This window comes from Agathobacter sp. (assembly GCF_977054825.1).
The window spans coordinates 388,864-411,532 of record NZ_CDRTEH010000001.1 but is presented as its reverse complement, the minus strand read 5'-3'; the positions used below and the strand labels follow the sequence as shown (position 1 = coordinate 411,532).

Below are 22,669 nucleotides of genomic sequence, written 5' to 3'. Positions count from 1 at the left end.
TGCAATGCTTCTTTTTTAAAGCTATGAGTAATCAACATAATTTCTTCAAAATTATAACACTATTTATGCAAAAAAGAAAGACCGGTTGCCCGGTCAAAAAAGAAATTCCCATTTTATTTTAAACTGTGTTAGCTTCCAGCAGCTGTATCATTCTTATAAATACCATCCGCCCGTGCAAATCATCCTGTGAAAGTGATTCTCCGTACTTCAATACTAATAATCGGCACTGATAAAAATTCAGCTCCGGATTGCCAAAAAGCAAAATCCGCAAGGCTGCATTTTCCAAGTAATTGTGTATATTTCCCACCTCGATAAATATATCTACTATATCATCGAGGTTAATAAGTCCTTTCTGTTCATAATAGATTCTTCCCAAATATTTTATCCCTCCATTGACTAGATTTTTCGTAGAACTTCTTTTTTTGTCTTTCTTTTGAAATTTTGTCGCTTTTGCGAAATTTCCCTCTTTGTTTTTGTTGGTGGATTCATTTTTCCATATAATATATCAATATTCTAGGCGCGTTACGCGCTTGTATTTTGAAGATTTCCATTAAAAGCTTTAATATTGATGGGTGATTAGCAGTTTTCGACAAAATACGACATAGGTTTGTGTTTAATTCAGTCGGTTTTTGGTTTATAGTGCGCTTTTTGAGTGTAAAAATTTGGAATGATAAATTTGTACTATATTTTGGTATTTTTACTCTATTTATTTCATTTTTTTTAATATTTGAAATTTATTTAAAAATAATTTTGACATGATTAGAAATGAATGTTAGAATATAGATAACAAAAAGGTGCTACCTATAACAACGGTTCGCCTGATCATTTACTTAGTTAAAATAACCGTTCAGTTTCCAGGCTAGGGCGGTTATTTTTTTGTGGTCTTACTGCCATTGGAACCAATCGCATATCCAAGACCAAATGAGGTTAAACAGACAAAAAAAACCGGCAGCCATTGGCTGCCGGTTTTCGATGAAAGAAAGGTTAAATTATGATGAAAAACAAGAGTTCTAACATTCCGGTTCGATAAGTCCGTATGTATGTCCTTTTCTCTTGTAGACTACATTTACTTCGTCATTCTCTGCATTTCTGAATACGAAGAAGTCGTGGCCTGAGAGCTCCATCTGGATGCATGCATCCTCAGGATACATAGGCTTCATACCAAATCTCTTGGTACGGACAATCTTGATTTCCTCGTCCTCTGCATCGTCTGCCTCCACGAACTCATCCTGGAATATTGCCGGTGCATATTTCTTTGCGGAAATCTTGGTTCTGTATTTGCGAAGCTGTCTCTCGATTACTTCCTCTACGAGGTCAATTGATACATACATATCGTTGCTGACCTGCTCTGAACGGATAACATGTCCCTTTGCCGGGATAGTAACCTCGATTTTCTGTCTATCCTTTTCTACGCTGAGTGTAACATATACGTCTGTGTCCGGTTTAAAAAACTTCTCCAGCTTTGACAGCTTCTCCTCTACTGCCTGCTTAAGCCCCTCTGTTAATTCGATGTTTCTTCCTGAAATTGTTATTCTCATGATGTCCAACCCCTTTGTCGTTTATTTGATACGTTGTCTGTATCATGTAAATATTATACCATAAATTTCGTTTTCATCAATCATTTTTATGCAATTTATATAAAAAATCAAGAGTTTATTTATGATTTGTCGCGAAATCGCTTGATTTCGCTATGATTAGGGATTTAAATGTAACAAAAAACATCAAGTCGGATGATTTTTTATACACTACCCCAGTGCCTCAAGCTGAGAGGAAAGCTCCTCCCATGCCTCCATATCAATAAGGATTTCTTCTTCGAGAGCGTCTATCTCGTTTTGGATTTCCGTGAGCTTTGAGTAGCTTGACTGATACTCAGGCTTCATGAGCTCGGCCTTGAGCTCATCGAGCTTTGCTTCCTTGACCGCCAGGTCCTCCTCGGCCTTTTTGACCTTTTTCTGTATCTTTGAACGCTCCTTGCCCGGGTTGTAGTATGCCTTGCCGGTTGATGAGACAGCCATGCCGCCTGCTGCGCTGTTTGCATTGGTGCCTTCGTCAGGATTTCCTGCTGCGGTGGTTTGTGACGTACCTTGGTTTGCCGCATTGCCTGTCTGGCTGCCGCTGGTCTGACTGCTGCCGTTCTGGCTTATCGCACCTCCAAATATCGCGTTGCCTCTGTATACGTTTTTGCTCTCCGAAGCCTCACGGTCGAGCTTTTCCTGATACTGCTCATAGCCAAACTGATAGAGATTGGTCGTGCCATCCTCGAACACCAGAAGCTGTGTAGCTACCTTTTTCACAAAATATCTGTCGTGTGATACAAAAATCAGCGTACCCTTGTAGTCCTTGAGCATGCTCTCAAGCGTTTCCTTGCCTACAATATCCATATGGTTGGTAGGCTCATCGAGCACGAGCACGTTCGGTCTGGTCTTTAAAATCTTGCAAAGCGCCAGTCTGACCTTTTCTCCTCCGGAGAGCATATTTACGTTCTTGAACACGTCCTCACCTGAAAAAAGGAAGGCTCCGAGTGCATTTCTGGCCTCGGTTTCCGTGAGATTCGGATACTCATCCCAGAAATCATCGAGCACGGTCTTGTTGCTTGTATACATGGCCATCTGCTGGTCGAAATACCCTATCTGCACGTTGGTTCCGAAGCGATAGTCGCCCGAAAGTGCCGGGATTTTACCAACGATAGTCTTTAAAAATGTAGATTTTCCAAGTCCGTTTCCGCCGAGTATGCCAAGCTTTTCGCCTCTTTTCAAATCGAGCGACACTACAGAAAGCGGATGGTCATAGCCGATTGCAAGCTCTGATGTATAAAGTACATCGTTTCCGGTCTCCTTTTCGGGCTGGAAATTGGCATGGAAGGTCTTGTTGTCGTACTTGTCCGGTGCCTCGATAATCACCATGCGCTCAATTGCCTTCTGCTTTGACTGCGCCATGGCTGTCTTGGTCGGCTTGCCCTTGAAGCGCGTAACCATACGCTGCAAGCGCTCTATCTCCTTCTGCTGGGCGATGTGATCCTTCATCTGCTTGTCGTAGTTTTCCTTTTTGCGGGCGATAAAATTGGTATAATTGCCCGGATAGCGCCTTGCTGTGCCATACTCTATCTCGTAGACCACATCGACCACATTGTCGAGAAACATACGGTCATGGGATACGACAACCACTGCCTTCGGGTACGACTTCAGATAGCCCTCAAGCCACTCGATAGTCGTGACATCGAGGTGGTTGGTCGGCTCGTCAAGTAGCAGTATGTCAGGCTTTGACAAAAGCAGCTTTATGAATGCTATCTTGGTCTGCTGTCCTCCGGAAAAGTCACGGATTGGCTTTTTGCGCTCGTCATCAGAGAAGCCGAACTTGCAGATCATGACCTCATATTCCTTCTCATAATAGTAGCCGCCATCGTCCTTGAAGGCCTCCTCCATCGCGGTATATCTGGCTACCTTTTCATCGGAATAATCATGCTCGAGCTCTGCCGCCGCGCGCGCAAGCTCTGCCTTTCGCTCGTCCATTTTCACGAAGCATTTGCGCACCTCCTGCTCGAGTGTCACATCAGGATCATCAAACGCGATCTGCTTCAAATAGCCTATCTCCGGGTTTCCTGCCTTTGCGATAAAGGCACTCTCATCGCTGTCGAGCTTTTCCATATCGACCTCGCCTGAAATGAGCTTTAAAAGTGTTGTCTTGCCACAGCCGTTTCTGCCGACTATCGCTATTTTTTCTGTGTTTCTGATTTCAAAATCTATACTATGCAAAATGACGTCGTCGCCAAATGCGACAGCGCCATTACTTATCTGGTAGAGCATATACTATCCTTTCATGCTTATGCCTGCTGCTTAATTGTTAGCCATAATGTAGTTGACAAACTGTGTTGCAGTACGTCCCGAAATGCCACCGTGGCTGAGCTCCCACTTGTTTGCCTCCCTGCACAGCTCCTCGTCTGAAAGTGTGCAGCCGCTCTTTCTCGCAAGCTCTGTTACGATGTTGAAGAACTCCTTCTGCGACGGCTTTGAGTAGCTGATCGTCACACCAAAACGGTTTACAAGTGACAGCTTCTCCTCAACTGTATCTGAGTGGTGCTTGTCATTGCTGTTGTCCTGGTCATTGCGGTCATTCCAGGTCTCCTTGATCAGGTGACGGCGGTTAGAGGTTGCATAAATCAGTATGTTGTCAGGCTTTGTCTCCACGCCACCCTCGATGACTGCCTTTAGGAACTTGTACTCAATCTCATGCTCTTCGAAGGAGAGATCATCCATATATATGATAAATCTGTAGTTTCTGTTTTTGATTGCTGCGATAATTTTTGACAGATATTTGAACTGATGCTTGTATATCTCAATCATGCGCAGTCCGTCATCATAGTACTGATTGACGATTGCCTTGATGCTTGTTGATTTTCCGGTTCCGCTGTCTCCGAAAAGCAGCACATTGTTGGCCTTTTTACCCTGTACAAATGCCTCTGTATTGTCTGTGAGCTTTTTCTTCTGGATTTCATAGCCGATCAGGTCATCGAGCATGACTGCATCCATATTGTTGATTGGCATGAACGAAAAGCCTCCGTCCAGATGCTCCTCAATCCTGAAGGCCTTGTTGAGACCAAACATGCCGACTCCGTATGCCTTGTAAAAGCCTGTTACCACATCAAAGAACTCCTGCTCGTCCTTAGCTGCCTCAAGCTTTTTGCTAAGTGCCCTTACCTTCTCGCTGACATTGTGATTGTACATAAGGTCTTTTTTCACAATGGCCCTGTAATTGCTGATCTGTGTGAAGCAGTCGATTCCGAGCGCTGACTCGATTGGCTTGAAATCATAATCGAAAAGCTTCTTAAAAATCCTGAAATCGTTTGCCACAAGCCCGTTTACACTGCCATCGCTGGCTCCGACCTTCTCACAGGTGATGGAAAACGGATTCTCACTCATCATAAGGAAGAAAGTGAGATAGTTGTGCCACAGATTGTCGTCAAAGCCATAGTCTGTTGCTACCTTTAGGATTCTCTTGACCTGTGTATTGATGTCGCGCACAAGCTCTGTCTTGTTGTACTCGCCCACCTCAAACTGCTCAAAGAGCTGGCCCAATTTATAAAGTATCTCGTCCTGAGATAAATCTCCGTACATAAGTAATTTTGATATTTCCTGATACATGGCTGTTCCTCCTGGTTTTGCCTTGTTTTCGCTGCTAACAAATTATTATAAACACTGCGCCACGATTTTGCAAGAGCTTGTGTGCCCGGCATGGCGCAGGAGACGCAAAAAGGCGGAGCTAAAACTCCACCTTTATCGTTGTGCCACGCCCTACCTCACTGTCGAGCGTAAGCCCTGCATCATGCAGCTCCACTATATGCTTTACTATCGCAAGCCCAAGGCCTGTGCCGCCGGTCTCCTTCGAGCGGCTCTTATCCACTCTGTAGAAGCGCTCAAAGACGCGCTCCTGCTGGTCCTTTGGTATGCCGATGCCGTTGTCCTCGACCGTGAGGACTGTCTTGCCGCCGAGCTTGTGTACCGTCACATTTACAGTGCCACCCTCGTTGTTGTAGCGGATAGCATTCTGGCATAGATTCTCGACAAGCTCGGTGAGAAGCTGCCTGTTGCCGCGCACCATACAGTCAGTACCGTCAAAATTGAGTGCTACGTTTCTCTGCTCGGCATTCACCTGTAGATTTTCCATGCAGTCCTTGACCAGACCGTATAGATTAAGCTGCTCAAAGCCCTGCTGAGCCTCGCTTGAATCAAGCTCTGAGAGCTTTATAATATCATTTATCAAGGAAAGCAGACGCTGTGCATTTCTTCTTATTTCAGCCGCAAAATGAATCTGCTGCTCCTTTTCGACCATGCCGTTTTCTATGAGCTCCGCGTAGCCGGAGATGGCTGTGAGCGGAGTCTTTAGCTCATGTGACACATTTGCTGTAAAGTCCTGTCTGCTCTTTGCCGCAGCAAGCACGCCCTCATGCTGTATCCTGATCGCGTTCATGAAAGGAACCAGTTCCTTGTACTCGGTCTTTTTCTGGATGACAGAGGCCTGCTCCAGATTGCCTGCCAGTGTCTCGATTGGCTTCATGAGCTTTCGGGTCAGGCTCTTTGCAAGTACCACACATATTCCGACTATGATAACCGTCACTATAAGCATGGCAGGTATACTGCTTGCAAACATGTTCCAGATACTTCTCGCCGCAATAGAGACACGCAGTACTGTTCCATCGTCGAGCCTTATGGCATGATAGAAGGTATTGCTGTTCATGGTGGCTGAGGTTCTCACGCAGTCTCCCGTACCTTTATCAAATGCTGATTCAACTTCCGGTCTATCGCCATGATTTTCCAGTTTTTTCACATCATTTTGATTGTCATACAGCACTGTGCCGTCCTTGTCAATCCAGGTGACGCGAATCCCCTCCACGTCAATCTGCGGGATTTCATCTATATCCTGTTTTAGTATTCCGGTGCTTTCTATTGTCTCTGCCATGACCTGCAGATCTTCCTTTACCTGCTTCTGGAACAGATAATAGTTGATTACTGTCATGGAAATCATGGTGGCAATTGCAACAAAAAGTGCTGTAGCTGCCAGATAGTAATTAATCTTCTTTTTCATGCTGTACGCTCCGCTTATGTATATCAGAAATCATAATAAACATCTGCTATTCTATAACATAGCCCACATTTCTGACTGTCTTTATCCTGCTGCCATAGTCACCCAGCTTGTGGCGGAGTGTCTTTATGTGCATATCCACTGTACGTGTCTCGCCCTCAAAGTCTGTATCCCAGACGCTTCTCATGATGACCTCTCTGGTCATGACTATGCCCTGACTGCCCATCAGAAGCCTCAAAAGCTCATACTCCTTGTAGGTCAAATCAACCGGCTCATTGTTCACTGTAACCGCATGGCGCTCATGGTCAATCACCAGATCATCAAGCTTTAAGAGCTTCGGCTCATCCTTCGCTGTTCTTCTGAGCAGTGCCTTCACTCTGGTGATAAGCTCCATGATCGAGAAAGGCTTTTTGATGTAATCATCTGCGCCTCCGTCGAGCCCTTTTATCATATCCATCTCTGTGGTCTTGGCTGTGACCATTATAATAGGAATATCCTGTGTGGCCGGACGTTTTCTGAGCTTTCTCACGATATCGTAGCCGCTCTCATCCGGAAGCATCACATCAAGCAGTATGAGGTCCGGTACGAGCTCATCCAGCTTCTTGTAAAATTCCTTTGCGTTTTCAAATGCACTGGCGATGTAATTACTGTTTTTCAGAGCAATTGTCTCTATCTCACGTATGCTCTCGTCGTCCTCTACAATATAAATAAGTGCCATAGCTTTCTCCATTTCAAAATCTTATGTAAAATTTTTACCTGTTCTTTACTTTCGATTATACATTACTAATGTAAAACAGACGATGGTTTTATGTAAAATTTATGTAAAATCCATCGTCTGTATTAATTTCATCTTTGTATTATTACGATTTAATTTTCCGATATAATAATTAAATCATGACTTACGAACCTTGTCATCAAGTGCAAATTCAACCCACTCAGCAATATTTGTTGCATGGTCTCCGATACGCTCGAAGTATTTTGCAACCATGAGAAGGTCCTCTGCCTGCTCACCATCCTCAGGATGCTCCCTGATGAAATCAATAAGCTCTGCCTTTACCTTATCAAAAAGCTCATCCACCACATCGTCCTGCTTCATTACTACGTGAGCCTTGTCATTGTTCTTCTCAACATATGCCTCGATTGCCCTGATAAGCATAAGCATCGTCTCTGAAGCCATGCTCTTGACATGCTCTATATTGACCCTGTATGGCTTGTCACTGCTCATCAAAATGGTCATCTCGCTGATATCGGCTGCGTGGTCTCCTATACGCTCCATATCAGTAACCATCTTCATCGCTGCAGAAATTGTTCTAAGGTCTCTTGCTACAGGCTGCTGCTGCATGAGCAGATTAAAGCACAGGCTTTCTATCTTTTTCTGCTCTCTGTCTATCTCTGAATCGCCCTCCATGATTGCCCTGGCGCTATCGGCATCCTGATGTATAAATGCTTCGATTGCCTTCTGGATTGACTCCTCAATCATGCTTCCCATGTGCATCATTTCTTCATTCAAATTCTTAAGCTGCTCGTCGAATTTCGATCTCATTAACCAAACCTCCCTGTGATGTAATCCTCTGTTCTCTTGTCCTGTGGATATGAGAAAATCGTCTTTGTGTCGCCAAACTCAACCATATCTCCTACAAGGAAGAAGGCTGTATCGTCCGATACACGCACTGCCTGCTGCATGTTATGTGTTACAACTACAACTGTGTACTTTTTCTTTAAATCCTCCATGAGCTCCTCTATCTTTGAAGTAGAGATAGGGTCGAGCGCTGAGGTTGGCTCATCCATCAAAAGCACCTCCGGCTGTACGGCAAGCGCTCTCGCAATACAAAGTCTCTGCTGCTGTCCGCCTGAAAGTCCCATGGCAGATTTCTTTAATCTATCTTTAACTTCATCAAAAATTGCTGCACCCTGAAGGCTTTCCTCAACTATCTGGTCAAGCGTCTTTTTATCCTTGATGCCATGCACTCTCGGGCCATATGCGATATTGTCATATATGCTCATCGGGAAAGGATTCGGCTGCTGGAAAACCATTCCGACCTTTTTGCGAAGGACTGTTGTATCGACTGATGGTGCATATATATTCTCACCATCTATCTCGATGCTTCCCTCGATTCTGACGTTGTCAACCAGATCATTCATTCTGTTGATACACTTTAAAAATGTAGACTTACCACATCCTGACGGTCCGATCAGCGCTGTCACGCTGTTTTCTTTTATGTCCATATTGACACCATGCAGTGCATGATTCTGGCCATAATACAGATTCAGGTCGCGAACCTGAATTTTGATTTTTTTCTCCATTTGTATCTCCTGCAACATGTAATAAATTTCTTGTCTTCGAGAATACATTATATGGATGCTTTGTAAAATGCTCTATCAGATGTATGTAAAATCTGTGTCAAATTTTTTATAGTCGGCTTTATTAAAGTACTGTCTGGTTAAAGTATTGTATCTTTAATAATTAGAAGCTTGTCCATTATCCTGTCTGCATCAATATTGGAGTAATTGATAATAAACTGATGCCTGTCCTCCTTTGGCTTACTCAGATTGAAATGGGTAATCGCCTGAAGCTTTATGCCTTTTTTCAAAAGCAGTTCTTCAACTGTTTTGTCAGGAAGGTTCGTGTCAAACTGTATGATAAAATGCAGTCCGGAGTCATTTTCTATTACACTGCATTCCTTTTCGGGGAAACAGCTTTTTATGGATGAAAGCACGCTCTGGCGCTTTCTGCCGTAGTGCAGTCTCATCCTGTTTATGTGTTTTTCAAAATAGCCCTCGCTGATAAAACGTGCCAGCGTGTACTGCTCGAAGGTGGATACCGTACATGAGTAAAATGAAAGCCTCCTGTAAAATTCATTTGCCAGATGCTCCGGCAGCACCATGTAACTGATTCGGATGGTGGACGTGAGTGATTTTGAAAATGTATTTATATAGATGACCTTTTCGCACGCATCTATCGAGAGGATTGGCGGTATCGGGTGTCCGTTCATGCGAAACTCACTGTCGTAATCATCCTCTATGATGTATCTGTCGTTGCTCTCATTGGCCCATGCCAAAAGCTCATAGCGGCGGTTCACAGGCATCGTGATTCCAGTCGGGAAATGATGTGTCGGGCTGATATGTGCTATCTGTGCATTCGCTTTCTTTATGAGCTCCACGCTAATGCCCTGCTCATCCATCTGCACCGGCAGGCATTTTGCATTGTTGCACTCATATATCTGGCTGATTTTTTTATAGCCCGGATCCTCCACGCAGTATACCTTGTCCGTGCCAAGAAGCTTCACAAGCAGTCCGTACAGATACTCTGTTCCCGCTCCGACTATTATCTGGTCCGGATCCACATTCATGCCGCGAAACGATGACAAATGGCTCGCTATAGCTTCCCGAAGCTCCCTCACTCCACCACACGGTGACACCGACAAAAGCTCCTTTTCCCTAAGGGATATCGTCTCTCGCATGAGCTTTGCCCATATGGAAAACGGAAAATTGTCTGAATCTGTCCGGTTTGACGAAAAATCAAATATGCTTTCGTCCTGCTCCGGCGGCAGCTTTATGCTAAGCTCCTTCTGTACCGGTGCCTTGATTACCCTGATATCTGACACATCGGCTATGAAATAGCCCCGCTTTGGTCTTGCAAACATATAGCCCTCGCCTATCAACTGGTCATACGCATTTTCAACCGTAATGGTACTAACTCCCAGATTCTTGGCGAGAGTACGCTTTGATGGCATTTTCTCTCCGGAGCTTAATTTTCCCTGTGATATATCGTTTTTGATGCACTCATACAGGCATTTGTAGAGTGGGCCGTCTGTTTTTGTGAGGTCGTAGGTCAGCATTTGATTCACCGCTTTCTGGCATTTTTATTTTCCTTATTTTGAATATTTTAATATTACCAGATGTAGCGTAATATTGCAACCATGATATACGGCTGGTGTGAGCAAATGAAGCTCGGTGGCGCAGGTGGCGGGTACACTCTCGTGTTCGCTACGCTTTGCAGCCAAGATACTGTAAGAATTATGCCTTGACGGTTTTCTATGGCAGACGAAACCGTCGCTACTCGCCTTCCATGGCTCGATAGCTCCTTGCCCCGGCTTCCATGCCGGTGCATTTCTGGTTTTCTTGGGCATAATTCAACAGTATCTAAGCAGCTCCGCTATGCGCTCCCACGAGAGTGTACTCGCCGCCTGCGTCGCCTAAATATATTTGCTCACACCTTGCTACTCCCGTCACACCAATGACGCAAAAATCGAACATTAAAAACCAAAAGGAGATTTAACAAATGGAAAACAATAAGAATACTCAATACGAACTCAATAAAGGACTTGCACAAATGCTCAAGGGCGGTGTCATCATGGATGTCACTACTCCGGAGCAGGCTAAGATTGCCGAGGCCGCAGGTGCATGTGCAGTTATGGCTCTTGAGAGAATCCCTGCTGATATCAGAGCCGCAGGCGGTGTTTCAAGAATGAGCGACCCTAAGATGATTAAGGGCATTCAGGAGGCTGTCAGCATCCCTGTCATGGCAAAGTGCCGTATCGGTCACTTCGTGGAGGCACAGATACTTGAGGCTATCGAGATTGACTACATTGACGAGTCTGAGGTGCTTTCACCTGCTGATGATGTGTATCATATCAACAAGAGAGATTTCAAGGTTCCTTTCGTATGCGGAGCAAGAGATCTCGGTGAGGCTCTCCGCCGTATCAACGAGGGAGCTTCCATGATCCGTACAAAGGGTGAGCCGGGTACCGGTGATATCGTGCAGGCTGTCAGACATATGAGAAAGATGAATTCTGAGATTGCAAAGCTTACTTCCATGCGTGAGGATGAACTTTTCGAGGCCGCTAAAAATCTTCAGGTGCCTTTCGAGCTGGTTAAATTCGTTCATGACAACGGCAAGCTTCCTGTTGTAAACTTTGCAGCCGGTGGTGTGGCTACGCCTGCCGATGCAGCTCTTATGATGCAGCTCGGTTCTGAGGGTGTATTCGTCGGCTCAGGTATCTTCAAGTCAGGCGATCCTGCCAAGAGAGCTGCCGCTATCGTAAAGGCTGTGACAAACTTTACAGATGCAAAGCTCATCGCAGAGCTTTCTGAGGATCTCGGTGAGGCTATGGTCGGAATCAACGAGAGCGAGATTAAAATCATCATGGAGGAAAGAGGCAAATAAAATGAAATCAGGACTTAAGATTGGTGTTTTAGCTGTTCAGGGAGCGTTTATTGAGCACAAGCGGATGCTTGAATCTTTAGGCTGTGAGTGTGTTGAGCTGCGCCAAAAATCAGATATCTGTGACATAGACGGACTCGTGCTGCCGGGCGGTGAGAGCACTGTCCAGGGCAAGCTGCTACGCGAGCTTGATATGTTTGACGAGCTTAAGGAAAGAATCGCAAACGGGCTTCCGGTGCTTGCAACCTGCGCCGGTCTTATACTTTTAGCTTCACATATCAGTAACGATGACAACGTATATTTCGGCACTTTGCCCGTCACTGTAAAGAGAAATGCCTACGGCAGGCAGCTCGGAAGCTTTGAGGCAACAGCAAGGTTTGGCAATAGCTTTGATTTTACCATGACATTTATCAGGGCGCCTTACGTGGAAGCTATTGATGACTCAGCCAAGAATGATGTGCATGTGCTTGCAGAGTATGACGGCAAAATCGTCGGTGTGCAGTACAAGAACCAGATTGGGCTGGCTTTCCATCCGGAGCTTGATGATGATACACGGATTCATGAGAGGTTTTTGGAGATGATATCAGGAAATTAAATCACGTCTATATTATTGAAATGTTTGCGTGTAAAGGCCGGGGCAGATGCCCCGGCTTTTTATAACGACTTTTTGTGGTAAAATATAAAATGCATTTTTTTTAATATATGGTATAATAAAATAGTAGAGTGAAAATTATTTTTTAAGGAGGGGTAGCATATGCCAAAAGCTATGTATAATCTTATTGGACAATACATTGAAGAAATCAAAAAAATTTATGGTTCACATGTCAGACAGATTATTTTATATGGTTCGTATGCCAGAGGCGATTTCAGACCCGACTCAGATATAGATATTATGATTTTGGTTGATATGTCAGATATTGAACTTAAATCTTATGGTGAGAAGCTTTCCTATATGACATATGATTTTAATCTGGATCATGACATTGACATAAAACCAATTGCCAAAAGTGAAGAGATTTTTAATAAATGGGTAGTAAATTATCCATTTTATTCAAATATTCATAAAGAGGGGGTTATACTATATGGAGCAGCATGATGTAGAAATTGGTACAAGAAGAGATCTTGTTCTATATAGAATTGAAACCTCAAAGAATGACTTAAAATCCGCAAAGGTGCTATTGTCTATTGATGATTATAAAGGGGCTAATAACAGAGCCTATTATGCAATTTTTCATGCTATAAATGCAGTGCATGCTATCAGTGGAAAAGCATATAAGAGGCACAAGGATGCAATAGCTAATTTTAATAAAGACTATGTTAAAACAGAAATTTTTCCCAGAGAGATAGGAAGAAAAATTGGAATGGCAGAGGAAATTCGTCATGCAAGCGATTATGATGATTTTTATATTGCAAGCAGAGAAGAAGCAGAGCGGCAAATTACAGTTGCAGAAGAATTTATAAATCTTGTCGAAAAATATTGTGAGAAACAGCTCGATTAAAGGCCGGGGCAGATGCCCCGGCTTTTGTTGTTTCTTATGTCTTATAAGTTCAATATATAATATGATTAGACGGTCAATAGGTATCATAATATTGTTTTAAAAAGCCTAAAACTCCAAAGTCACCTTAAAAAGATCACCATCCACAGTCAGCTCCATAGTACCATTCATGAGCTTCATAAGGCTTTCTGCAATGGAAAGCCCCAGTCCGCTGCCCTCTGTATTTCGTGAGCTGTCTCCTCTGACAAAACGCTCCTTGAGCTCATCGCTTGAAATATTAAGCGGTGTAGCTGATACATTCTTGAAGGTTATGATAGCTCCGCTGTCCTTCGGAATGATGTCAATGTACACTCTCGTGCCCGGCTGGGCGTATTTGTTGATGTTGTTCATCAGGTTATCAAACACTCTCCACAGATGTCGTCCGTCTGCCTGAATCATGACAGGCGTAACGTCATTTTTAATAATTAAATCAAGATTATTTTTCTCGAATTTTTCTTCATATTCTCCGGCTACCTGTGATAGCATGACAGCCGCATCCAGTTCCTCCAGCTCTACATTTATGCTCCCCGTCGACGCCTTTGAGGCTTCGAGTAAATCCTGAATTAATTTTTTCAGACGTGATGACTGTCTGTCGAGAACATCAAGATATTCGCGTACTTTCTCGTTATCTATGTCCTCCTTCTGCAACAGGTCCACATAATTGATAATCGAGGTGAGCGGTGTCTTGATATCATGCGACACATTTGTGATGAGCTCCGTCCTGAAGCGCTCGCTCTTCATTTTTTCAGAGACCGCAGCCTCTATTCCATTGCTCACATTGTTCAAATTCTCACCATGCTTTCTGAAAAACAGCATGAGCCTTGATGTATCAACGGGCTGTGAAAAGTCACCATTTGCTATAGCCTTTGCGGCGCATCTTATCCTGTCATACTGCATGATGAATGTGATAAGCAGCGCAAGCTCTATAAGCTTTATAATAAATACAAATCCAATAAGCTCCATGCCAAAGCCTATAAGCTCAAGCAGGCATAAAAAGCCGAATGCCAGCATACTTATCAGAAACAGCGGTACATTTCTTTCTATCCATGAAAAGCCGTATCTGATTGGAGCAAATACCATCCTGTACAGCTTTTTAACAGGCTTCAAGAAAAATCTCACAACATAGTAGCACAGCGTGTGCTTCCAGAACTCATGCGCCCTGATTCTTACATATGTTGTAAGGATTGCTTCAAGCGAAACCATGGTTGCAGCCAGACAAATCAGTGCTACCACCGGAAGCTGCTTTATAAGTAAAAAGCCTGCCGGAAACACCATAAAATCTGCGAGCATTGTCACACCAAGCATTACCTCATATGGTAGCCTGTCATATAATCGTAATTTAATTTCTTCAGACTCTGCGCGTTTTCCGGCAACTACCAGCAGATATCCCGCTGTAATCACAAAACCAAGTATAAATACGACAAACAATACACTCAAATGAGCCTCTGTAAATTCCATGACGTCAAGTAAGCTGTCTGCCTGATTGAAGTAATCACCCTTTGCCTGAAGCTGCTGCGGCAGCTTTGCATACACATAATAGTACCCAGGCTTATCTTCCGTTTGGGTGTATGGATAGTACACAATTCCGGTATCCGATATATTAAAGGTATCCGGTAAAAGCTCATAGCTCTCATTCACCTGCTCCACCACTTTGATAATTTCGTAGCGGTCATAATAAATATCCTCTTTATAATCGTAGTAAGAGCCGTCACTATCAAAGCCTGAATCGCCGTCATCACTCAGATTCATGCCACACTTTATATGATTTCCTTTTTCATCGTAGCACTTTACATTTTTCCACTCGGCAAAGCCTGTAATATCGAGTGACTGGCCTGAAAACAGTTCCTCGTAGGCAAAGTATTTATTTCCATTCTCATCGGTTTTCTCAACTGCCTTATATAAGCCAAGCGAGCTGTTATCGTTAGAGCCTGTCATCACCTTCACCTTTGGAACAACATAAGCTGTGCCATCATTCAGGCACAGATAAAAGAGCCCATTTGTCTTGGAATACATGATTGAGTTGATTCTCTGACTGTCCATATCGCTTGAAGCAGTATCTGACTTCTCATAGCTGCCGCTCATTGCATCCCACACATTTGACAATCTGTTCCACTTTAAGTTCTTTGCCTTGTAGCTAAAAATATAATCCGGATTTGATATTTCATCCACACTTGAATATACCTTTGCTGCATCAGATTTTACATCTACTTTGTCCTCTGATGTTTCATTGCTCTTTACCACTGCGGCCTGCAGGTTGGTATCGTCCATCATCTGCGAAAACGCATTGTCATCACCGGATTCATAGTTGTATACCATCTGTCTGCTATAGGCGGCTGCAATATTCGCATGAATTTCCTCCCTTAGCTGTGCTGTGCTTTGATAATTGTTTGTGTACACTGCAACTATCGTTGTCACAACAAGCCCTGCCGCCATGACCGAGCAGACTATAAATGCCGCAAGCTTAAGCCACGGATTCCTTGATATTTTTTTCATATCATTCACCTTTCATTTTATAGTGCTTCACCTGACAAAGCTGTATCAAGCCTGCACCTATTCAGCGTCAATTTTGTATCCGCGGCCCCAGATGACCTTTAGGTATCTTGGCTCAGCCGGATTTATCTCAACCTTTTCTCTGAGATGACGGATATGTACCGCCACCGTGTTTTCTGTCCCGTATGGCTCATCCTTCCAGACCTTTGAATATATCTGATTCGGCGAATATACCTCGCCCGGATGCTCCATGAGAAGCTTCAAAATATCGTACTCTGTACGTGTGAGATTTGCTGCCTCGCCATCAACTGTCACCGTCTTTGATTTGTCATCCAGCTCGATGCCGCCGATTACCAGCTTTCCTACGCTTGTATTGCCTGCGCCGAGAAGCATGTATCTCCTGATCTGCGACTTTACCCTCGCCTGCAGCTCTACCGGGTTAAACGGCTTCGTCACATAGTCATCTGCTCCGACCGTGAGCCCGAGTACCTTGTCAGTGTCCTCACTTTTGGCAGTGAGCAGTATGACCGGCACATTGGAGATTTTTCTGATTTCCACCATCGCCTCTATGCCGTCCATGACAGGCATCATGATATCCATCAGGACTAGCTGCACATCATTGTGCTTTACTATGTCGAGCGCCTCAAGTCCGTTTCGCGCCGGGATTACCTCGTAGCCATCGCTGGTTAGATAAATGCTGATTGCCGATACAATGTCTTTTTCATCATCACATACTAATACTTTATACATAATTGCCTCCGGAAGTTTTATGTTGATCTTATTGTAACTATTTTAACATTAAAAACCAATTATGTAACGCATTAAGATTTGTTTAAGAAAAAATCTTAATGAAACTAAAAAAGAAGCTCCGATTTACTGATATCAAATCGAAGCTTCTTAATTAGTTAGTTTATTATATTAGTTGGTTTACTTTGCCTGGAATTTCTTTGCCAGCACCTTTGTCAGGATATTGATAAGGAATACGATTACGAGAAGCACAACCGCAATTCCAAATGCCTGGTCGAATTTTCCTTCACTTGTCGCTGCAAGGTAGAGCTTGATGGTAAGTGTTCCACCTGACTGCATTATCTTTGAGAAATATCCGCTGGCAACCTTTGGAAGCATTCCTGCACTTCCTGCTGTAAAGAGGAGTGCTGCTGACTCACCGACTATTCGGCCGATTGCAAGGATAACACCTGTGATGATTCCCGGCATGGCAGATGGCAGCAGGATAGTGCGGATGGTGTGCCATTTTCCGGCTCCGAGTCCGACCGCTCCGTGTCTGTAGCTGTCCGGTACAGTTTTCAGCGCCTCCTGTGTATTTCTGGTGATGAGAGGCAGCACCATGAGTGTCAGTGTCAGTGAACCTGTCAGGATACTGTAGCCAAAGCCAATTGTCTGTCCGAAAAACATCATTCCGAAGAGACCGAAGATGATTGACGGTATTCCCGCAAGTGTTTCTGTGGCAAACTCGATTGTGGATACGAGCTTACCGGGCTTTGCATACTCATTCAGGTACACGGCTGCTCCCACTCCGACAGGAGTTGCTATGAGCATGGTGATTATTATGATGTAAAGTGTATTGAGCAGGTTGCCCGCTATTCCTACGGTGCCTCTTAAGACAGATGTCTCGCTGGTCAGAAACTCCCAGTTTACCTGGCCGATTCCCCTGACAAATACATATACGATGATTCCCGCAAGCAGCACTACCGATAATGCTGCACACAGATATATGAAAAAGTATACTACATCATCGCCTATTCTTCGGCGTTTTCCATTTATACTAGTCATTTTCCACAGCTCCTTTCTTTTTGAGTTTCATAAGGGTGAGGTTGATTATCATGATAAACACAAAAAGCACAAGGCCTACTGAGAAAAGCACCTGTCTGTGAAGTCCGCTGGCGTATCCCATCTCGCTGACGAGCTGTGTGGTAAGGAAACGCACTGAGTTGAACGGAAGTGGAAAGCTTACCGTTCCACCGGCTACCATGTTGATTGCCATGGCTTCTCCGAGTGCACGACCTATTCCGAGCACAATTCCTGTCATGATTCCTGACTTTGCTGCCGGAACCGTCACTTTAAATATTGTCTGTATCTTTGTTGCTCCAAGAGCGAGGGATGCCGCTCTCATCTGCTGCGGTACCGCCTGTATTGATGATACACTCATGTTGATTACCGTAGGAAGAATCATGATTGCAAGCACTATGATTGCTGCAAGCAGGTTTGATCCGCCGGTAAACTGATGTGTTGCTGAGTTTGCAAAAATATGCTTCTCGAGCTTATATAATACCGGATTAAGTATCATAAGTCCTAAAAGTCCATAGATTACTGATGGAATGGCTGCAAGCAGCTCTACTGCCGGCTGCACTACTGCTGAGAGCTTTTTGTTTGACACCTCAGTGAGAAATACTGCCGTAAGAAGAGCAATCGGTACTCCTATGAGGATAGATACCGCTGTTCCTATGATGGATGTGAGGATTATGTACAATATTCCGTAGCTTGGGTCTGCCGCTGTCGGTGCCCATTTTGTTCCAAATAAGAGGTTTAGCACTCCGACCTTGAAAAATGCCGGTGCACCCTTAAGGAACATATAAATTGTTATTGATAATACCGCGAATATTGCCACAACCGCACATACCGTAAATATTATTTTGGCAACATTCTCTACTATGGATTTCTGTTTCATTTGATACTCCTTGTTTCAAAAAGTTCCCCAGGAAACCTGCCATTTCCTGAGGAAACCCTTGTATCTTATCAATATGTATTAATACCAACAATTTCTACTGTGGGAGGATAAGGCCTACCTTCTTGATTACTGCCTGTCCTTCATCTGAATTTACATAGTCGAACCAAGCCTTAACAATGTCGTTCTGCTCGTCAATCTTGCCCTTTGTAGCCATTACAAATGGACGAGAAAGGAGATATTTGCCTGCTACGATGTTTTCCTCTGTTGCCTCTACTCCGTCAATCTTCATTGCTGTTACTGTGTCATCAAGTACGTCAAGTGAAACATATCCGATTGCTCCGGGTGTTGAGCCTACCTTTGCAAGTACTGCTCCTGTTGAGTCAAGCTCCTGTGCATATTTGCACTGATCCTTTACATCAAGAAGCTCCTCGAAGGCTCCTCTTGTTCCTGAAGCTGCCTCACGGCCGATTGCTACGATTGCCTCGTCTTTTCCGCCAAGGTCTTTCCAGTTTGAAATCTCGCCTGTGTAGATTTTCTTTAAATCGTCTGATGTAAGCTCTGTTACTGAGTTGTCCTTGTCTGTGATAACTGCGATTCCGTCGATTGCTACGATGTTTTCCTCAACGCCGTTTGCTTTCTCATCATCTGTAAGTGCTCTTGATGAATCTCCGATATCTACGCTTCCTGCTGTCACTGACTCGATTCCTGAACCTGAGCCTGTATACTCAACTGTTACTGTTACACCAGGGTTCTGCTCCATGAATGACTCCTTGAGCGCCTCACAAAGCTTCTCCATTGAAGTACTTCCTGCAAGTGAAAGTGAACCGCTTAAGTTCTCATTTGATGTGCCTTCATCTGCGCTCTTATTTGCGCTTGTATCTGCATTGTTGTCTGCTCCGTCTGAGCTTGAGCCACATCCTGTAAATGCTGCTGTCATCATTGTTGCAGCAGCTGCTAAAACTAAAAGTTTTTTCATACGATTTTTCATTTTAATTTCCTCTTTCATTTCTTTCTTGAATTTGTTTCTTTGTTTGTTACAACTGATATAGTAACGGGGAAATGTAAAATGCAAAATCATTAGTGTGTAAAATGCATGTAAAAAAATATTTTTATTTTTTTATTTGCCTATGCATTATTGCTTTGTATGAATGAAATAAACTCAGCAGCATTTCTCGGTTTTGAGAAATAATAGCCCTGGATGTAATCTATTCCAAGCTCATCAAGCTTCGCAAACTGCTCCTTCTCCTCGATTCCCTCAGAAACAATCTCAAGCTCTAGCTTTTGTATCATGCCCATTGCGGCATCCATAACAGGCTTGCCCTTTCCGTTGTCGAAATACGCATTTGTCATGCCTCTGTCAAACTTGACAATGTCAATCGGCATATCAACAATATAGCTTAAATTTGACTGGCCTGTGCCGAAATCATCCAGTGCAAACCTCACTCCCACCTTGCGAAGGGCATTCATATTATCAAGCAGTATCTCTTTTTCAATGATAGATGCAGACTCTGTAATCTCGAGCACAATATCATTTGCATCCACATGATATTTCTCCATAATTGCAATAAAATCCTGTGCTAAATGGTCATAGGCACACTGCACCACCGACAGATTGCATTCAATATATTCAAGTCCCATCGCATGTATATCATGCTGTACAATAAATCTGCACACCATCTCAAACACACGCTCTCCAAGCCGTAAAATGAGTCCACGCTTCTCGGCCACAGCGATAAATCTGCCGGGAGGTATTATATTTCCCTCGCGCGACCTTATCCTGACAAGCGCCTCCGCAGAGGTGAATTTATGCGTTTTAGTGTTATAAATAGGCTGGTAAAATACCTCAACACGGTTATCGCGCAACGCCCCTATTATCTCATTCTCAACTGAATTTTCATCATATATGTGCTCAATGACCTCATTATTTATGAGCATCACGCCGCGCCCCGTAAACTCAGCTCTGTTACGCTTGGCATATTGAAAAAGCCCCAGTATATCCGATGGTCTCCGCACAAGCTCAGTGGAGCTTAGATAATATATCTCCCCAAAAAGCATCGTCATATTGTCCTTACCCCAAGGCTTGTCAAACCTGCGTTCCAATATTCCGATTGTTTTTTCTGCACAACCAGTATTCTCAAAAACCAGCAGATACTCATTTGCCGAGCTTCTAAAAACATAATTATCAGGCAGACTTTCTATAAAAGAAACCACCTCAAAAAAAATACTTTTTTCCATCTCGCTGGAGAAAAAATCATTTCCACTGCCTCCATAGCGAATACACACTATCGATACGTCTTTATCCTGTCCGTATGCCTCCTTCATATATTCAAAAAAGGCATTGAGGTTGAAAAATCCTGTATCCCTGTCAATATTTGCCATCGGATTTTCAAGCATAATAAAAATGATAAGCACACCTATCACACTCGCAAAGCTGACAATCAATATTTTTTTATCTATAAACTGAATAACCGCCGATAAAAACATAAGAGCCACCCAGACCTGCATGCTCTTTCTTCTTCTCGGATTTATAACCTGACTGTATTTTTTGGTCAGCAGAAGAATAAACACCAACAGAATTACAGTTACCGCATATGTTATAATAACTGCCGGACCATATGTATAGACTATATTATCCGAATCATAAATTTTAATCGGCACAGCCATTATCAGAATATCAGTTACGATTCCAAATATCCACAGCCTCCTTCTCCACTTGCGCTCAAGCTCTTTTTCCCTGAAAATATCCACACAAATATACCAGAAGGCCACCATGGCAACCCATGTAACCGTCCAGAGATTTAATTTGCAGATAATATTAATAGCCGTAAGAGAATATCCGCTTCTTTTTTCAATTGCAACAAGCGAAAAAATATCAAAGAAAAGTGACAGCATGCCTGCGAACCATACCTCAACAAAAGCCTGAGATGTATGTAATATAATCTTTTTCTGCGAAATATAAAAATACATTATTACGAACATCACCGCTACGGCACACATTTGTGAAACAATATTCATATCCCCTATTTCCTGTCCCTTTCTTAAAGCAAGCCAATACACTAGTACTATTTTACCGCTATTCTATCCATAAAGCAATATATTACTTTGATTTCCAAAGAACTAAATAAACAGTAACAAAAAAACACGCTATGCGCGTGTTCCAAAATAAAATAGATAGTGACTGTCCAATCAAGTATCAATAAATAAATCGGCGTGACAAGATTCGAACTTGCGACCTCTACGTCCCGAACGTAGCGCTCTACCAAACTGAGCCACACGCCGTCTGCAATTCGTTTTGCAACTATTAAATAATATCACAATGTATAAATTTTGTCTACCCCATAATATATATTTATGATATGATTTATGCTGTAAAAATCATAAGGAGAATGTCATGACAAATCAGATAAATCACATAAATAAAACTGCTATAATAACCGGAGCTTCACGCGGTATCGGTGCCGCAATTGCCAAAAGGCTGGCTTCCTGTGGCTATAACCTATCACTTTGCTGCCGCAATTCATCCGACAGGCTTAAGGCGTTTGCTGAGGAGCTTCACTGTGCATACGGAATCGAGGTGCTCTGCCACACCGGAAATGTAGGGGACTTTTACTTTGCCAAGGATATGGTTACAAAAACCATTTCGCATTTCGGTCATATAGATGTGCTTGTCAACAATGCAGGCATATCACATATCGGGCTGCTGAGTGACATGACACCGGAGGAATGGAACAATATTGTGTCGATAAATCTGACCGGTGTTTTCAACTTTACAAAGCTCGTAATCCCTTATATGGTTGCCGATAAATGCGGCCGTATACTGCAGATTTCCTCTGTCTGGGGCAATGTCGGAGCATCCTGCGAGGTGGCATACTCAGCCTGCAAGGGCGGTATAAATGCATTTACCAAGGCACTCGGCAAGGAGCTTGCGCCATCGCATATTCCGGTAAATGCCATAGCCTGCGGTGTCATAGATACTGATATGAACCGCTGCTTTGACGAGGCAGAACGCGCTGAGCTTGCCGATGAAATCCCTGCCGGACGCTTTGCCACAGCTGATGAAGTCGCAGATATGGCTTATTCCATCATCTCTGCACCTGATTACCTGACAGGACAAATAATCACCTTTGATGGTGGCTGGATTTAAAACTTTAATTTTAATTTTTCCTTTTTTTTCGTATTTTTCAGATATTTGTTGCCTTTTACGATTATTGTGTTACA

The 22,669-nt window shown here is 43.4% G+C and carries 20 protein-coding genes and 1 tRNA gene; 5 read left to right on the top strand and 16 right to left on the bottom strand.

The features are described 5' to 3' along the window. Nucleotides 1-118: 118 nt before the first annotated feature. The 9 genes from ACW6PM_RS01985 to pdxR all read right to left on the bottom strand — a co-directional run bounded on the left by ACW6PM_RS01985 (nucleotide 119) and on the right by pdxR (nucleotide 10,415). On the bottom strand, nucleotides 119-376 hold the full coding sequence (locus tag ACW6PM_RS01985; RefSeq protein WP_331478497.1) for a hypothetical protein: 258 nt from the start codon (nucleotides 374-376) through the stop codon (nucleotides 119-121). A 634-nt stretch (nucleotides 377-1,010) separates the two neighbouring features. Then, nucleotides 1,011-1,538: a ribosome hibernation-promoting factor, HPF/YfiA family gene (gene hpf / locus ACW6PM_RS01980; RefSeq protein WP_308650393.1), complete on the bottom strand. Its 528-nt coding sequence runs from the start codon at nucleotides 1,536-1,538 to the stop codon at nucleotides 1,011-1,013. Between the two features lie 207 nt (nucleotides 1,539-1,745). Further along, a complete protein-coding gene (locus ACW6PM_RS01975; protein WP_456056052.1) occupies nucleotides 1,746-3,803 on the bottom strand; it encodes an ABC-F family ATP-binding cassette domain-containing protein in 2,058 nt (685 codons plus the stop codon). Between the two features lie 30 nt (nucleotides 3,804-3,833). Then, a complete protein-coding gene (locus ACW6PM_RS01970; protein ID WP_118084505.1) occupies nucleotides 3,834-5,138 on the bottom strand; it encodes an ATP-binding protein in 1,305 nt (434 codons plus the stop codon). 118 nt (nucleotides 5,139-5,256) lie between these two features. Further along, on the bottom strand, nucleotides 5,257-6,579 hold the full coding sequence (locus tag ACW6PM_RS01965) for an ATP-binding protein (RefSeq protein ID WP_456056051.1): 1,323 nt from the start codon (nucleotides 6,577-6,579) through the stop codon (nucleotides 5,257-5,259). A 46-nt stretch (nucleotides 6,580-6,625) separates the two neighbouring features. Then, the gene (locus tag ACW6PM_RS01960) at nucleotides 6,626-7,294 is read right to left on the bottom strand and encodes a response regulator transcription factor (RefSeq protein ID WP_456056050.1); all 669 of its coding nucleotides are present in this window, start codon (nucleotides 7,292-7,294) and stop codon (nucleotides 6,626-6,628) included. Nucleotides 7,295-7,468: 174 nt separating this feature from the next. Further along, nucleotides 7,469-8,119 carry a phosphate signaling complex protein PhoU gene (phoU, locus tag ACW6PM_RS01955; RefSeq protein ID WP_456056049.1) on the bottom strand — a complete coding sequence of 217 codons (651 nt, stop codon included), beginning with the start codon at nucleotides 8,117-8,119 and terminating at the stop codon, nucleotides 7,469-7,471. After that, nucleotides 8,119-8,880 (bottom strand): phosphate ABC transporter ATP-binding protein PstB, encoded by a 762-nt coding sequence (gene pstB / locus ACW6PM_RS01950; protein WP_306780502.1) that lies wholly within the window; start codon nucleotides 8,878-8,880, stop codon nucleotides 8,119-8,121. The genes phoU and pstB overlap by 1 nt, the downstream gene beginning before the upstream one ends. 137 nt (nucleotides 8,881-9,017) lie before the next feature. Next, a complete protein-coding gene (gene pdxR, locus ACW6PM_RS01945) occupies nucleotides 9,018-10,415 on the bottom strand; it encodes a MocR-like pyridoxine biosynthesis transcription factor PdxR (protein ID WP_456056048.1) in 1,398 nt (465 codons plus the stop codon). A 443-nt stretch (nucleotides 10,416-10,858) separates the two neighbouring features. On the opposite strand from pdxR, the gene pdxS reads away from it, so the two are divergent. The 4 genes from pdxS to ACW6PM_RS01925 all read left to right on the top strand — a co-directional run bounded on the left by pdxS (nucleotide 10,859) and on the right by ACW6PM_RS01925 (nucleotide 13,239). Then, complete coding sequence (gene pdxS / locus ACW6PM_RS01940) at nucleotides 10,859-11,743, top strand: pyridoxal 5'-phosphate synthase lyase subunit PdxS (protein ID WP_456056047.1); 885 nt, start codon at nucleotides 10,859-10,861, stop codon at nucleotides 11,741-11,743. Between the two features lies 1 nt (nucleotide 11,744). Then, on the top strand, nucleotides 11,745-12,335 hold the full coding sequence (gene pdxT / locus ACW6PM_RS01935; RefSeq protein ID WP_456056046.1) for a pyridoxal 5'-phosphate synthase glutaminase subunit PdxT: 591 nt from the start codon (nucleotides 11,745-11,747) through the stop codon (nucleotides 12,333-12,335). A gap of 159 nt (nucleotides 12,336-12,494) precedes the next feature. Further along, a complete protein-coding gene (locus ACW6PM_RS01930; RefSeq protein ID WP_015568438.1) occupies nucleotides 12,495-12,836 on the top strand; it encodes a nucleotidyltransferase domain-containing protein in 342 nt (113 codons plus the stop codon). Continuing rightward, nucleotides 12,823-13,239, top strand: coding sequence for a HEPN domain-containing protein (locus ACW6PM_RS01925; protein ID WP_456056045.1), 417 nt, complete (start codon nucleotides 12,823-12,825; stop codon nucleotides 13,237-13,239). Before ACW6PM_RS01930 ends, ACW6PM_RS01925 begins: the two co-directional genes overlap by 14 nt. A gap of 105 nt (nucleotides 13,240-13,344) precedes the next feature. Here ACW6PM_RS01925 and ACW6PM_RS01920 read toward each other — a convergent pair whose 3' ends face one another. From ACW6PM_RS01920 to ACW6PM_RS01890, 7 genes are all read right to left on the bottom strand, one after another. Then, nucleotides 13,345-15,768 carry a sensor histidine kinase gene (locus ACW6PM_RS01920; protein WP_456056044.1) on the bottom strand — a complete coding sequence of 808 codons (2,424 nt, stop codon included), beginning with the start codon at nucleotides 15,766-15,768 and terminating at the stop codon, nucleotides 13,345-13,347. 57 nt (nucleotides 15,769-15,825) lie between these two features. After that, a complete protein-coding gene (locus tag ACW6PM_RS01915; protein ID WP_456056043.1) occupies nucleotides 15,826-16,515 on the bottom strand; it encodes a response regulator transcription factor in 690 nt (229 codons plus the stop codon). A 177-nt stretch (nucleotides 16,516-16,692) separates the two neighbouring features. Next, nucleotides 16,693-17,556: a phosphate ABC transporter permease PstA gene (pstA, locus tag ACW6PM_RS01910; protein ID WP_308650405.1), complete on the bottom strand. Its 864-nt coding sequence runs from the start codon at nucleotides 17,554-17,556 to the stop codon at nucleotides 16,693-16,695. After that, nucleotides 17,549-18,451, bottom strand: a complete 903-nt coding sequence (gene pstC / locus ACW6PM_RS01905; protein WP_456056042.1) for a phosphate ABC transporter permease subunit PstC — start codon at nucleotides 18,449-18,451, stop codon at nucleotides 17,549-17,551. Before pstC ends, pstA begins: the two co-directional genes overlap by 8 nt. A gap of 94 nt (nucleotides 18,452-18,545) precedes the next feature. Beyond that, on the bottom strand, nucleotides 18,546-19,439 hold the full coding sequence (locus ACW6PM_RS01900) for a phosphate ABC transporter substrate-binding protein (RefSeq protein WP_456056041.1): 894 nt from the start codon (nucleotides 19,437-19,439) through the stop codon (nucleotides 18,546-18,548). 137 nt (nucleotides 19,440-19,576) lie between these two features. Continuing rightward, nucleotides 19,577-21,466: an EAL domain-containing protein gene (locus ACW6PM_RS01895; RefSeq protein ID WP_456056040.1), complete on the bottom strand. Its 1,890-nt coding sequence runs from the start codon at nucleotides 21,464-21,466 to the stop codon at nucleotides 19,577-19,579. A 190-nt stretch (nucleotides 21,467-21,656) separates the two neighbouring features. Next, nucleotides 21,657-21,730: transfer RNA gene (locus ACW6PM_RS01890), tRNA-Pro, on the bottom strand. Nucleotides 21,731-21,842: 112 nt separating this feature from the next. Here ACW6PM_RS01890 and ymfI point away from each other — a divergent pair. Then, nucleotides 21,843-22,595, top strand: coding sequence for an elongation factor P 5-aminopentanone reductase (gene ymfI, locus ACW6PM_RS01885; protein ID WP_456056039.1), 753 nt, complete (start codon nucleotides 21,843-21,845; stop codon nucleotides 22,593-22,595). Nucleotides 22,596-22,669: the final 74 nt, after the last annotated feature.